Below are 13237 nucleotides of genomic sequence, written 5' to 3'. Positions count from 1 at the left end.
GCCGCCCATCAGGAAGCCGCGGCAGCCGCGCAGCGAGCGCAGCGCGCGGTTGAAATCGATGCCGGTGGAGACGAGCGCATTCAGGGTCTTGGGATTGCGTACCACGCCGCGCACGATGGTGCGCATGCAGATATCGCCGTTGGGCTTGATCGCGTTCTGCGCCAGCGCAGGCAGCGCGCGATGAGCGGGATCGCTGATCACGCGCAGCGCCGCAAAGGGAATGCCGGCGCTCGCGGCATAGGCCGCGGCGATATGGCTCTCCATGTCCACCGCGGCAGCCCCGGTCTCCGAGTGCAGCGCCGCCTTGCAGGAACTGGCGCCAACCACCCGCTCGACGCCTGCGAGAGCCCCGCGCACCACGCGGCGGCGGCGGCGCGTCACACGGCTGCGCTTCAGCGCGGCGCCCGCGATCATTTCCTCGTTCAGCGCCATGTCGGCCAGGAAGCGGGTGTCGCCGGCCATCACCTCGGTCGCCACCACGACGTCGCCGGTCTTCAGCGACGGGTCGAGACCGCCGGCCACGCCGAAGCTGACCACGCCGCGGAAAGTGGACGAATCGAGCGTCGCCAGCAGCGCACGAAGCTGCTGCGGATCGCTGGAACTGCAGATGACGATCATGCCGGGCCCGGCCGCGATGCGGGCCTCCTGCACCAACCCCGTAACAATCAGGACCGGCCGCGGATCAATCGAATTTTCCCCCATCGACTGACGCGCGACGGCCCCCGCCGCCCCCAAAGTCACATCCCGACCCCTACCATCCTGCTGTTCGTGCTGCTCAAGTTCCGGTACCGCGCCAAAGCCCAGAGCGGGAAGAACTTCGAGTAGCCGTGATATCGCAAATAAAACACGCGCGGAAAACCCGTAGCGGTGTAACGCTGCTCATCCCACAGGCCTTTTTCCGTCTGTGTGCTTTTTAGGTACTCAACCCCCTTCACGACGGCCGGGTGCTCCACCTCGCCGGCGGCCATCAACCCAAGCAAGGCCCATGCCGTTTGGGACGACATGGAAGGCGCCTGCTCATAGCCCTTGTAGTCGAGTCGGTAGCTGACGGCATCCTCGCCCCAGCCGCCGTCCCGATTCTGGGTCGAAACCAGCCAATTCACAGCTTTTCGGACCATCGGGTCCTGATGGTCCACCCCGGCTGCATTCAGCGCACATAGCACCGACCAGGTGCCATAGATGTAGTTGAGCCCCCAGCGGCCGTACCATGACCCTTCCGCGAGCTGGGTGCGGCGCAAATAGGCAATCCCCTCGGCCACCGCCTTGCTGCTCTCTGCGGTCTCGCCGAGCTGGGCCAGCATGGAAACGCAGCGCGCGGTGACGTCCTCGGTCGGGGGATCGAGCAGCGCGCCGTGGTCGGAGAACGGGATGTTGTTGAGGTAGTATTCGAGATTGTCGACGTCGAAGGCCGCCCAGCCGCCGTCGCGGCTCTGCATGCCCTCGATCCATTCGCGGCCGCGGGCGATCGCGGTGTCGTACTCTTTGCTCCCGGTGTCGCGCCGCGCGCGGTCCATCGCCATGACCACCACCGCCGTGTCGTCGAGATCCGGATAATGCGCGTTGTTGTACTGGAACGCCCAGCCGCCGGGCCGCGTGTCGGGCTTCTTGACCGCCCAGTCGCCCTTGAGGTCGAGCACCTGCCGCGGCTTCAGCCAATCGAGCCCTTGCTTCGCCTTGGCGATCGCTTCCTCGCCGCCTACTTCCTCGAGCGCGTGACAGACCAGCGCGGTGTCCCACACCGGCGACACGCAGGGCTGGCAATAGGCCTCGTGCTCGCCGATCACCAGCAGCTTGTCGATGCCGCGGCGGGTGATCGCGCGCGGCGGAAAATTCTCATCCTTGCCGAGCGCCTCGTACATCATCACCGCATTGGCCATCGGCGGATAGATCGCGCCCAGGCCGTCTTCGCCGTTGAGCCGCTCCTCGGTGAAGGCGAGCGCGCTTTCGATCGCGCGCTGGCGCAGCTTCTTCGGGAAGAACGGCTCGATCGCGCGCAGGATCTTGTCGAGGCCGCGGAACAGCAGGAACCAGCCCCAGCTCTGGTGCGGCGCCTTCGACGTCATGCCGAGGCTCTTCGGATCCTGCAGGAACAATTCGTCGATGCCGATACCTTTCGGATTTTTTGCGCGTGGCTTCAGCGCCGCCAGCACCATCAGCGGCACGATGGTGGTGCGCGCCCAGTAGGAAATCTTGTTGAGGTGGAACGGCGACCACTTCGGCAGCAGCATGATCTCGATCGGCAGCACCGGCACCGCGCGCCAGCTCACCACACCGTAGAATGCGAGCAGGAAGCGAGTGAACACGTTGCTGAAGGCGGCCCCGCCTCGCGAGCGGATCGCCTCGCGCGCTTTCACCATGTGCCGCGCATCGACGGAATCGCCGATCATCTTCAGCGCGAAGTACGACTTCACGCTGGCGCTCATGTCGAACGGGCCGTCATGCACCAGCGGCCAGCCGCCGTGGGCTCCTTGCGTGCGGCGCAGATAATTGGCGATCTTGGCCTCGAGCTCAGCATCGACGGGCTCGGCAAGATAGTGGCGCAGCAGGACGTACTCGGAAGGGATAGTGGTATCGGCTTCCAGCTCGAACACCCAGTGGCCGTCGGACTGGCGATAGCCGAGCAGCGCCTCGGTCGCCGAGGCAATGCTCTTCTCCAGTTCGGCGCGATCGACGGCGGGGTTGAGGTTGGTGGAATGCATATTCACTGACTTACCCTGTGTTCGCGCCGGATACGAAACACGCTGGCCGGCGCGGCATGGAGGATCTCAGGCGTTTGCCCTTCCCAGCACCAGATCGGCGGCGCGGTCGCCCGACCGCACCGACCCTTCGATGGTTGCCGGTAATCCCGTAGCAGTCCAATCGCCGGCGAGGAACAGGTTTTTGAAGGCAGTCACCGGGCCCGGCCGCAGCGCATTCTGTTCCGGGGTGGCCTCGAAGGTGGCGCGGCGCTCGCGCACGATCTGCCATGGCGGCAGCTCCCCCGACACCCCGCCGGCCTTGCAGACGTCGCGCCAGATCGCCTGCGCGAGCTCTTCGCGCGGCATGTCCACGAGGCGGTCGCCGTTGCTGATGGTGACCGAGAGGCGCTGCGGGAAGGCGAACAGCCATTCCACGAGGCCGCCGACCACGCCCAGGATCGGGGCTGCGTCCCGGGGCGGATCGACGCGGAAATGCGCGTTGACGATGGCGCGGAATTTGGTCGGCGTCTTCAGGCCCGGCAGCAGGCTGGCAGCCGGGCGCGGCGGCACTGCGAGTATGACGGCGTCATCGCGACCGACTGCGATCTTGTCGTCGCCGAAATCCAGTTCATTGACGCGCTCGTCCGAGGTCGCGAACGCGCGCAGCTCATGGCTGAGGCGCACGCTGGCGCCCCTTCCCTCGAGCAGTTTCACGGCCGGCTCGATCAGCACGGAGCTGAGACCATCGCGCGCAATCAGCGGCCGGCAAGCCTGGCCGCCCGCAAGCAGCGTTTCCCGCACGATGGCGCCGGCGAGACCCGCCGAGCCTTCCGGCGGATCGCAATTGAGCGCAGCGAGCAGCAGCGGCTGCACCAGACGCTGATACAGCGTGCCGTCGCAGGGAATGGCGTTGCCGACCAGTCTGTCGGCGCCGGCCCAGACGATCGGCGCAAGCTTCAGGTAGTCGAGCAGGCCGGTGTCGGGGACGCGGCGCGCTTCGTCGAACACCCAGGTCGGCAGTCGGCTGTCGCCGAGATCGAGCAGCCAGCGCTGGCCGGTCGAGATATCGACGAACGGAAACTGCGCGCGCGCCGGGCCCACGAGACCGGCCTCGGTGCCGATCGCGCGGGCGTAATCGCGGACGTGACGGTTGCCCGACAGCACGAGATGATTGCCGTTGTCGATGGTGAGGTTGGTCGCCGCGTCGAAATAGGAGCGGCAGCGGCCGCCGGCCTGCTGTGTCGCCTCGTGGACATGCACCTGCACGCCGGCGTTGCTCAGCCGCACGGCTGCGGAAAGGCCGGAAACCCCGGCGCCGATGATGTGAACGGTTTTGGGCATCAGATGAAAGCGTAGCGGAAGATGATGGCGAGCTTCGTGAGTTTGGTCACACGCACCGGTTCGCGCGGCGCGGCAAAGCCCCTCGCGAGCAGGAGATCGAGGATGGCGCGGTAATACCTCGACATGATGCGCGGCGCACGTACCGCGCGGCGCGGGCAGCGCGCCATGATCTCGTCGGCCTTGGCGAAATGCATCGCCGCGCGCTGCGCCAGCGGCGCGCATACCTTCGGCAACGCCTTGTCCGTCGCGACCTTATGCGGATCGTCGCTGGTGATGCCGGCGAGCAGAAGGCCCTCGCGCGGCAGATAGAGCCGGCCGAGGCCCGCATCCTCGTCGATGTCGCGCAGGATGTTGGTGAGCTGCAGCGCGCGGCCGAGATGATGCGCCAGCGCAATGCCGTCCTCCTCGCCCATGCCGAACACCCGCACCGACAGCCGGCCGACGGCGGAGGCGACGCGGTCGCAATAGAGATCGAGGGTTGCCATGTCGGGCGCGCGGATGTCGGCCGGCACGTCCATCTCCATGCCGTCGACGATGGCGAGGAAATCCTCGCGCCTCAGGCCGAACGTCTTCACCGAGGCGACATAGTCCTTCAGCCGCGCCGGCGGCGTGCCGCGGTAGAGCGCGTCGATGTCCTCGCGCCATTGCTGGAGCGCGGCAAGGCGCTGCTCGCGCGGTTCGTGGGAATCGGCGATATCGTCGACCTGGCGGCAGAAGCTGTAGATCTGGAACATCGCCTCGCGCTGCGCTGCGGGAAGGATGCGCATCGCCGCATAGAACGAGCTGCCGGACGCCGTGGAGCCGTAATTCGCGTTTGCCGCCGCCGCCTCGCCGCTCATGCGCCCGCCGTCGTCTTCGACTGCGCCCCTCGGCCGACCGCGCGGCGGACAGCCTCGCCGGTCATGGCGCCAATGGTATGGGCGAGCAATTCGAGCGGCGACAGGTGCACGCGTTCGCTCAAGGGGTCGCGTACCTTCAGCATGGCCACGATCTTGTCGGCAAAGGTCTGGATCACCGAAACTTCGAGGCCGAGCCTGACATCCCTGACCTGCGGCGCCAGCGCCCTGCCTTGATTGAGCAGCGCCTCGGTCTTCACGGCCAGCGCATGCAGGCATTGCAGCATCTGCGGCGACGACTTCGGGGCGCCGAGCTCCTCGACGGCAGCGCCGCTGGCTGCCAGCGCATCGCGCGGCAGGTAGACGCGGTTGAGATCGCGATAATCCTTGCCGCAATCCTGCAGGTGGTTGTTGACCTGCAACCCCGCGCACAACGCGTCCGATGCCGGCCAGGTCGAGGTGCCCTCGCCGTGAACGTCGAGCACGAAGCGCCCGACCGGCATCGCCGAATAGCGGCAATAGTGAATCACCTCGTCCCAGTTCTCGTAGCGGAGCTTGGTCACGTCCATGCGGAAGGCAATCAGCAGGTCGAGCGCGTGGCGCGGCGGCAGGCCGCGCTCGCCGAGCGCGCTACGCAGCCGCACGGCCTCCCCTTGCGTGTCGCCCTTGCCGAGCAACTCGGCTTCCAGCAGGTCGAGGTAGCGCAGCTTCTCCTCCGCCGGCAGTTCGGCGTGATCGGCGATGTCGTCGGCGGTACGGACGAAATTGTAGAAGGCAAGGATCAGCGCGCGGTGCCGCGGATGGATGATCCACGAGGCAACCGGAAAATTCTCGTCGCGATGCGTCTTGCCCGACCGGAGGTCGCTGGCGCTGGTCATTTAGATGGCATCATCACTGGCAATACGCGCCGGGGGCGCGCGGAACTCGCGCCCCCATATAGGGGAATATGCGGGCAAAACCAATGCTTTCGCAGGGCGGAAGGCCGCTATCGGCCGCGCCCGAAAGGAGGCCGGCGGCGAGTTTGCGCCGGCCATTTCGACGAAAAAGGGCCTTACTGGCCGTTGTTCTTCAGCACCTGGTCGCAGGCCGACGAAATCTTGGTGCGGTTCTCCTTCAGGCAGGCAAGGATCGTGAAATCGCCCTGGTCGATGACGCTGCGGCAATGGCGCTGCACGTCGCGGCGGCAGGCCGCGTGCTCCTGCTCCGTGCCCTGGCGCTGCGGTTGCGCAGCCTGGGCGAAGGCCGCGGTGGTGGACGAGACGAGAGCGAGGGCCAGAACAAACTTGCGCATGTGATCCTTCATTTCAACGGCAGCACGTCCGGCGGCCGCCAACAGACGCCTGGCTGGACGGCACGGATTCGTGAGTGACAGGCGCCGCGTATCGCGGCAGCGGAGCATGCACAAGCATGGCAAATGCGGCTAAATTAACGGCCTTCGTTCAATGATTATAACCGTTTGAAATGATGCGAATATTTCTGTCCTTAGCCCTGTTAAAAAATGCCGGTTGCAGGAACGCCCCCGGCCCCGCTAGATGACGAACGCGGGAACCGGCTGCTGGGCAGTCACCGTGATTTGAACCTCGCTCCTTGCGGAGACACTAAGTCTTCGATGCGGCGCGGCGCCTCTTGCTCAGAAGCGTCTATTGAGATGGGAACACTCACCATGAATTTCCTTGCTTCCAGCCTGCTCGGTCGGGCTTTCACGGCTGCCGGTGTCGGCGCCGCGCTGTTGCTTTCGGTATCGGCAGGCAACGCCCAGGCAGGCGGGCCGTTTGCGGGCTTTGTCGGTTCGTGGTCGGGTAACGGCACCGTCACGCTGTCCGACGGCAGCACCGAGCGCATCCGCTGCAAGGCCGACTACAAGGTCAACGCCTCCGGCATGGGCCTGAAGCAGGCGCTGCATTGCGCCAGCGACAGCTACAAGTTCGATCTCCTCAGCGACGTCACCAGCCAGGGCGGCCGCATCTCCGGCAACTGGAGCGAGAAGAGCCGCAATATCTTCGGCAATTTGCAGGGCACCGCCGGCGGCGGCCAGATCGACGTGTTCGTCGAGGCGTCCGGCTTTGCCGCCACGCTGAACCTGCGCACCAGCGGCAACAAGCAGGTGGTGCAGATCGAGTCCAAGGGCGAGATCCGCGGCGTCAACATCACGATGACCAAGGGCTGAGTTCAGCGCTTACGCGATCACGCGCGAGCAATCGCTCCGCGGGTTTGGGCTGACTGCCCTGCCCGCGGATTTTTTGCGCGCATGATCAGGATCATCAGAGCTCGGCGTCGCGCATCCGAACGTCGCGGCGGGAGAATTCGCCGTCATCTTGCGGCATGGCAAGCAACACGTCGGCAAAGGACGGCGCCCACTCGCGTTCGAGGTGCCGCAGTCGCTCGTACTCCGCCACATCGACCACGACGACGGCGGGCTTGCCGTGTTTGGTGACGGTCTGCGGCGTACGTCGTGCGGCCTCGACGACCTCGCTGAACCGGTTTTTCGCGTCCTGAACCGACCAACTGCGCTGCGCCATAGGCTTCGTTCTTTCTAGCCAGAATTTCTGGCTAGAATTGGGGGTATCGTCAAGTCGTGGGCAGCTCTCAAGTCGACCTATCTCACTCTGCCTTGCCGTCCTGCAGATTCGTTGCGCCACGCTGATCGGCCGCATCGGGATGAGACGTGCCGGTTTCGGCATCAGGACTTCGCCCCAACGTACCGGGTCTCAATCTCCTTGCGCAGCATATAGGCCGCCGAGGTCGTGTCGATCTCGACGTCGGCATAGGTGACGGCCTCGCCATCTCTCACCGGACGAACAAGCTTCACCTTGTGCGCGAGACCGAGCGGCAGATACTGCCGGGACACCGACACCTCGGCCGGCCGCAGCCCGCCTGAAACCGTGTACCCGCCCTCCCCGTCGAGAATTTCGCCCGCCTTCAGATCGCGCTTGGCGATGGCCGCAACGTCTGCCTTGAAGGCGATCGCAGCGCCCGTCGCCTCCTTGCGCAGACCGACGGACGCCACGGAAATGCCGAGTTCGAGACCGATCAGGTGCCACTTCTTGTACAGCGACATGTACCGCCCGGTCGGATCGGTGATGACCTTGTACTCCTCGAAGCAGTTGCGGATGTAGTCGGTGTCGCCGCGAAAGCAGACCCAGACCCCCTTCCTGATGTCATAGGGGATCGCCTTGCCGTCGGGCGTGACGCAGGAAACGACCTCGACCATCCCTTCGTGATCCAGGCATCCGCCCAATGACCGCGGGCGCATCAGGGTCGGAATGTCCTCCGCCGAACCCGGTGGGAATCCGAGCCCTTCGCGGGGCACATCGAGGCCCGTCGCATTGGCGATCGCCGCGGACTCGATCGCCGGCTTGGAGCCGTCGAGGAACGCATTGAACATCTTCGGATTGAGGCGGCCGCGCTCGGCCTGATCGCGGGTGAGCCCCCAATGATCCCACACCGTCTCGGGCGTCGACTGCCGGTAGTGCGCAAGCCATTTGTGGCCGCGGCCCGCCGCGACCACGGTGAAGCCGCAGGTCCGCGCCCAGTCCACGAGATCGCAGGTCAAGGCAGGCTGGTCGCCATAGGCCATGCTGTAGATGACGCCGGCGTCGGTGGCGGCCATGGCCAGGCCAGGCCCGCAAAACGCGTCCGCCTCGACGGTGACGTTGATCACGTCCTTGCCGTGGCGGAAGGCGGCGAGGCAATGCTCCACGGCGGCGAGCGGATTGCCGGTGCACTCGATCACGATGTCGACGGCGCCGTGTGCGATCAGCGCGTGCGCGTCGTCGCCCACATGCGTCGTATGATGTCTGGCGGCGTCGTCGAGCGAAGCGGCACCGAAGCGCTCCGCTTCCCAGCCGACGTATTTCATGTTCGAGATCGCGGTGGCCGGAGACAGATCGACCACACCGACCAGATGCACGCCCGGCAGCTTCAGGAGCTGCGCCAGGAACATGGAGCCGAACTTGCCCGCGCCGATCATGCCGACCCGCAGCGGCTTGCCCGCCGCCTGGCGCGCGACGAGTTTGGGATAAAGATTCACGCCCGGCTCCTGCTTCTGTTCCTCAGGGCGATCTTCCGCCGCGATCCGCCTCCGGGGTCAGGCGGCTTTGCCGCTCGACCTCGTCCCGCGGATTTTTTCGCGCATGTTGATCAGCCACATCGAGGTCGGCCGCAGGATGAAGAGGTCGGCGACGAGGGCCGCCACCATCGAGAAGGCGCTGAGCCAGCCGAACAGGCGCAGCGACGGCAGGTCGGAGAACACGGTCACGACCAGGCCGCAGGCCAGCACCACCGTGGTCAGGATCAGCGCCGGTCCGACCAGCACGGTGGCGCGCTCCACCGCAAGCCCGGAGGAGACGCCGGGCTTGCTCTCCAGCCGCAGGCGGTTGAGGAAGTGGATGGTCGCCGACAGGCCGAGGCCAAACGACACCGTGAGCGCCACGACGCTGGCGAATTGCAGCCCTTCGCCGAGCAGCCACAGCACGGTGCCCGACAGCACCACCGGGAAAATGCCCGGCAGGACGCAGGAGAACATCACCACGACCGAGCGGAAGGCGAGCCCGATGAACACCGCGACCAGCAGGAATTCGATGGTGAGGCCGTGGTTGAGCTTCTCGATCATGTTGGCGCTGTTGCGCGCGGCGATCGCCGACAGGCCCGTCACCGCGATCTCATAGCCCGGATTGGCCTTGCGCACCTTGTCCAGCGCATGGTCGAGCTTTTCGACCACCGGCAAGATCTGACTCGAATCGCGATCGGGCACGCGGCCGGACACCACCACCGCATCCTGCTCGGCGGAGATGAAGCGGCGCACCAGATGCTCCGGGATGACGCTGACATATTGCTTCAGCGTGTTGACGTCGGTGGTGCCGGCCTTCGCGGCGAGCCAGCGGCGCAGCGTTTCCAGGGACCAAACGTTGCCGACACCCGCTGCGGTTTCCACGGTGGCGTGCACGTCGGCGATCACCTTCAGCGTTTGCGGCGAATAGAGATCGGCGCCCTTGGGGAATTCGACCAGCACGTCGATCGGGTTGGCGCCGGTGAGCTTGGCGTCGAGCCGACCGCTCGCCTCCACCGCCTGGCGCTTGTCCGGCACCTGGTCGGCCAGGCGATAGCGCGGCTCGAGGCTGGCATAGACGACGCCGAGGCCGCCGACGACGAGCAACGCGACCAGGCTGTACAGCCCCGGACGGTTCACCATCCGCACCGCGATCCAGTAGCAGAAGTTGCGCAGCATCTGCACGCCGGCGTCGGCACCCTGGAACTTGACCGCGAAGATCTTCTCGTTGCGCACCAGCAGCACGCCGAACACCGGCACCAGGCTGAGCACGGCGACCAGCGCGATGATGGTGGCGGCCAGCCCGGCCTCGCCGAACTTGCGGATCAGGTCGGAGTCGGAGAACTGCAGCGCGATGAAGGAAATCCCGGCGGTACCGTGGGTCAGGACGCAGGCCGGTCCCACCACCAGCACGGCGTTCTTGAAGGCCGTGTATTTATCCTGCCCCGCGATCAGCCGGTCGCGCGCCGCGAAGGTCAGCTGCATCGAGTCGGAGAAGCTGATCACCATGATGAGCGGCGTCATCACGTTGAGGAACATGTTGAGATTGAAATTGGCCCAGCCGAGGCCGCCGAGCGCCAGCAGGATCGCGATCATCGGCGGGAACGCGGCCGCCACCATGAACGATATCTTGCGGAAGAAGATGATGGCGATGATGCAGCCGGCGAGGATGCCGAGGATGTTGTAGGTCAGCCCGTCGCGCTCGACCGCGTTGCGGATCTCGAGCTGCATCACCGGCACGCCGGAGAGCTGCGCGTTGAGGCCGCTGCCGGCGAGGTCGTCGGCCATGACCTTCCTGATCTCGCCGATCACCGGCTTGAGCTTGTTGCTGGAGACGATCTCGGGCTCCAGCGACATCACCACCAGCGCCAGCGTGCCGTCTTCGGACAAGAGCTTGCCGCGGATGATCTCGTTGGTCTTCACGGTCTCGATGAACTTGTCGTAGGCCTCCCCTTCCGGCAGCTCGGGCGGGAACAGCGCCGCCGGCAGCTTGCCCGGCTCCGGCGCCTGCCGCGCAGAGAACAGCGAGACGAGGCCCCGCACGCCCTCGACGAGCTGCATGTCGGTGACGAGGTCGCGCACCTTCTCGAGGTTCTCGCGCTGCAGCAGCGTCTTGCCCTCGATCACGACCAGCACGTCGAACTCGGTCGCGGGGAAGCGCTTGGTCACAGCTTCGTACTGCTTGTAGTCCTTGGAATCCGAGCGGAACAGCTGGCTCAGGGAGTCGTCGATCTTGATGCGGTAGACGCCGAACACGGCGGCGATCATCAGGACGACGAGGACGACGAGGGACACGACCGGCGCCTTCACGGCAATCAGCCCCATGCGCTCCAGCCCGAAGGCGATGCTCGACGTCGGCCGTTTCTCGACGACCTCGACACGGACTTCGCTTTCGCTGTACTTATCGAGCATGACCTGTCCAGTCCTCACATCGCCCTGACGATGTCGCTTAGAGTTGGGAAACGCACGAGCGGCTCGGTCGGCCTCTTGAGGTCGGCGTTAACCCTTGAAAAAATACGGCAAATTCGGCGGCCCTGATGTAACAGGTCCGACCGTTGAATCGCAAGGTTGGGCCGGCCCTCAAAGCGGCGCGACGGGTTCAAAAGCCCGCGTTAAGTGTCTGATTTGTCACACCGGTTTCGCGATCTGTGGGGATATCGCCTCGCCGCTTTCGTCCTTCAGCGCCACGCCCGTCAACTGGCGCGCCAGGGCCGCGCGGATCAGCCACGCAATCTTGTGTGCGGCCTCCGTGGAACTGAGACCGGAACCGTGGATATTCGAGACGCAATTGCGCTCGGCATCGGTGCGGCCGAGCTTCGGGGCGAAGGTGAGGTAGGCGCCGAGACTGTCCGGTGCCGACAGGCCCGGACGCTCGCCGACCAGGACGGCCACCACACGCGCGTCGAGGATTTCGCCGATCTCGTCGCCGAGCGCCACGCGCGCGCCGGTGGCCACCACGACATCGTTGAGCGCGATGCCCGACTGTTGCAGCAGGGGCAATAGCCTTGCGACGACGTCGGCCGCGTGCCGATTGACCGCCGTCGGCGACAGGCCGTCGGCGATGACGAGGGCGAGATCGCATGGCCCGTGCGCCCTGCCCGCGAGCCGCGCCCGCGAGTCCGGATCCAGCGTCCGGCCGAGATCGGGCCGGCGCAGATAATCGCGACGGTCCGGCGCGCAGCTTGCAACCTGCACCGTTTCGAGGCCGAGCTCGCCGAGCGAGGCGACCAGGCGCGCCGTATCGAAGGCGGCATGGACGGCATCGCGGGCCCGCGCATGGTCGAGCGTGAAGTCGAGCAGCGCCGCGGTCGGCAGGGCAGAACCGGAACGGCCGAGCCCGACGCGCGCCGGCGTCAGCGCCCTGAGGTCGCCGGGCGAGCGCGGCGGCGATGCCGGGATTTTCGGCTCATTCGGCAGGGACGGCAGCCTCGCGCAGGCGGATCGAATAGTTCGAGGCGTTCTGCTGGCCGCTGGTCGCCAGGCGCGCGAACTCGATCAGATGATGGGCGATCATCGCCGATCCGATCAGGCCCTCGATGTCGCCCTTGCGCAGGCGCCTGAGTGCGAACTTCCAGAACACGCGCTTGTAGTCGCCGAGCACGCCGACCTTCCAGAAGATGTTGCGCAGCATGATCAGGCCGCGGCGGATGTTCGGCCAGCTTCTCAGTTCGTCCGCTACCGGCACCTTGATGCGCCGGGCGTAGGTGTATTCGCACTGGTGCTGGTAGCGCGCGAACAGCGCGGCCGGCTCGTAGGCGATCGCCATGGCGCGCTTCCAGGCGCTTATCACCTCGTCATAGGGCATCAGGAAGTCGACGTTGGAATCGCGGCCCTCGTCGTCGTGGACCAACCGCCCCTCCCGCTCCAGACGGTCCCATAGCGGCGTCTTGGGCAGCGCCTGCAAGAGGTTGATGGTGAGCAGCGGGATGCGAGACTTTCCGACGAAATCGATGATGGCATCCGCCGTGCCCGGCTTGTCGGTGTCGAGGCCCATGATGATGCCGGACACCACTTCCATGCCGTATGAGTTGATGGTCTGTATTCCCTCCATGATCGGGACCATCATGTTGTGGTCCTTGTGCATCGCCTTCAGCGCGTCCGGGTCCGGGGTCTCGATGCCGCAGAAAATGGTAACGAACATCGCCTCCTTCATCTTCTCCAGGATTTCCGGGCGCTTGGCGATGTTGAGAGTCGCCTCGCAGGCCAAGCGCGTGATGTAGCCGGTGCGCTTCTGCCACTCGATCAGGTGCGGCAGCAGGTCCAACGTGGCCTTGCGGTTGCCGATGAAATTGTCGTCGACGAAATAGATGGTGTCGGTCATGCCGCATTCGCGC

12 protein-coding genes are annotated in these 13237 nt (G+C 65.7%); 1 reads left to right on the top strand and 11 read right to left on the bottom strand.

Annotated features, from left to right (window positions below):
- The 6 genes from ACT4OC_RS31375 to ACT4OC_RS31350 form a co-directional block, all read right to left on the bottom strand.
- A partial coding sequence (locus tag ACT4OC_RS31375; protein WP_444842947.1) for a phosphorylase occupies positions 1-702 on the bottom strand: 702 nt, incomplete at its 3' end.
- Between the two features lie 35 nt (positions 703-737).
- Positions 738-2699: a squalene--hopene cyclase gene (gene shc, locus ACT4OC_RS31370; protein ID WP_444842949.1), complete on the bottom strand. Its 1962-nt coding sequence runs from the start codon at positions 2697-2699 to the stop codon at positions 738-740.
- Positions 2700-2765: 66 nt separating this feature from the next.
- Complete coding sequence (gene hpnE, locus ACT4OC_RS31365; RefSeq protein ID WP_444842946.1) at positions 2766-4019, bottom strand: hydroxysqualene dehydroxylase HpnE; 1254 nt, start codon at positions 4017-4019, stop codon at positions 2766-2768.
- Positions 4019-4858: a presqualene diphosphate synthase HpnD gene (hpnD, locus tag ACT4OC_RS31360; protein ID WP_444842945.1), complete on the bottom strand. Its 840-nt coding sequence runs from the start codon at positions 4856-4858 to the stop codon at positions 4019-4021. Before hpnD ends, hpnE begins: the two co-directional genes overlap by 1 nt.
- Positions 4855-5733, bottom strand: coding sequence for a squalene synthase HpnC (gene hpnC / locus ACT4OC_RS31355; protein ID WP_444842944.1), 879 nt, complete (start codon positions 5731-5733; stop codon positions 4855-4857). Before hpnC ends, hpnD begins: the two co-directional genes overlap by 4 nt.
- Before the next feature lie 173 nt (positions 5734-5906).
- Positions 5907-6146, bottom strand: a complete 240-nt coding sequence (locus tag ACT4OC_RS31350) for a hypothetical protein (RefSeq protein ID WP_444842943.1) — start codon at positions 6144-6146, stop codon at positions 5907-5909.
- A 372-nt stretch (positions 6147-6518) separates the two neighbouring features.
- Here ACT4OC_RS31350 and ACT4OC_RS31345 point away from each other — a divergent pair, with 372 nt between their 5' ends.
- The gene (locus ACT4OC_RS31345) at positions 6519-7022 is read left to right on the top strand and encodes a hypothetical protein (protein ID WP_444842942.1); all 504 of its coding nucleotides are present in this window, start codon (positions 6519-6521) and stop codon (positions 7020-7022) included.
- A 94-nt stretch (positions 7023-7116) separates the two neighbouring features.
- Here ACT4OC_RS31345 and ACT4OC_RS31340 read toward each other — a convergent pair whose 3' ends face one another.
- The 5 genes from ACT4OC_RS31340 to ACT4OC_RS31320 all read right to left on the bottom strand — a co-directional run.
- On the bottom strand, positions 7117-7374 hold the full coding sequence (locus ACT4OC_RS31340; RefSeq protein ID WP_444842941.1) for a type II toxin-antitoxin system Phd/YefM family antitoxin: 258 nt from the start codon (positions 7372-7374) through the stop codon (positions 7117-7119).
- Between the two features lie 161 nt (positions 7375-7535).
- On the bottom strand, positions 7536-8885 hold the full coding sequence (locus ACT4OC_RS31335) for an NAD(P)H-dependent oxidoreductase (RefSeq protein ID WP_444842940.1): 1350 nt from the start codon (positions 8883-8885) through the stop codon (positions 7536-7538).
- A 57-nt stretch (positions 8886-8942) separates the two neighbouring features.
- Positions 8943-11315, bottom strand: coding sequence for an efflux RND transporter permease subunit (locus tag ACT4OC_RS31330; protein WP_444842939.1), 2373 nt, complete (start codon positions 11313-11315; stop codon positions 8943-8945).
- Positions 11316-11531: 216 nt separating this feature from the next.
- Positions 11532-12302, bottom strand: coding sequence for an ethanolamine ammonia-lyase subunit EutC (eutC, locus tag ACT4OC_RS31325; protein WP_444842948.1), 771 nt, complete (start codon positions 12300-12302; stop codon positions 11532-11534).
- Between the two features lie 7 nt (positions 12303-12309).
- Positions 12310-13237 (bottom strand): B12-binding domain-containing radical SAM protein (locus ACT4OC_RS31320; protein WP_444842938.1); only part of this gene is annotated, 928 nt, incomplete at its 5' end.

It is taken from the genome of Bradyrhizobium sp. (genome assembly GCF_052389815.1).
Classification (GTDB): Bacteria; Pseudomonadota; Alphaproteobacteria; order Rhizobiales; family Xanthobacteraceae; genus Bradyrhizobium.
The sequence above is the reverse complement of the archived record's forward strand: the minus strand, read 5'-3'. Positions and strand labels throughout refer to the sequence as shown.

Coding starts and splice junctions, on each gene's coding strand:
- shc (WP_444842949.1), bottom strand. CDS start 2,699: ATGCATTCCACCAACCTCAACCCCGCCGTCGATCGCGCCGAACTGGAG.
- hpnE (WP_444842946.1), bottom strand. CDS start 4,019: ATGCCCAAAACCGTTCACATCATCGGCGCCGGGGTTTCCGGCCTTTCC.
- hpnD (WP_444842945.1), bottom strand. CDS start 4,858: ATGAGCGGCGAGGCGGCGGCGGCAAACGCGAATTACGGCTCCACGGCG.
- hpnC (WP_444842944.1), bottom strand. CDS start 5,733: ATGACCAGCGCCAGCGACCTCCGGTCGGGCAAGACGCATCGCGACGAG.
- ACT4OC_RS31350 (WP_444842943.1), bottom strand. CDS start 6,146: ATGCGCAAGTTTGTTCTGGCCCTCGCTCTCGTCTCGTCCACCACCGCG.
- ACT4OC_RS31345 (WP_444842942.1), top strand. CDS start 6,519: ATGAATTTCCTTGCTTCCAGCCTGCTCGGTCGGGCTTTCACGGCTGCC.
- ACT4OC_RS31340 (WP_444842941.1), bottom strand. CDS start 7,374: ATGGCGCAGCGCAGTTGGTCGGTTCAGGACGCGAAAAACCGGTTCAGC.
- ACT4OC_RS31330 (WP_444842939.1), bottom strand. CDS start 11,315: ATGCTCGATAAGTACAGCGAAAGCGAAGTCCGTGTCGAGGTCGTCGAG.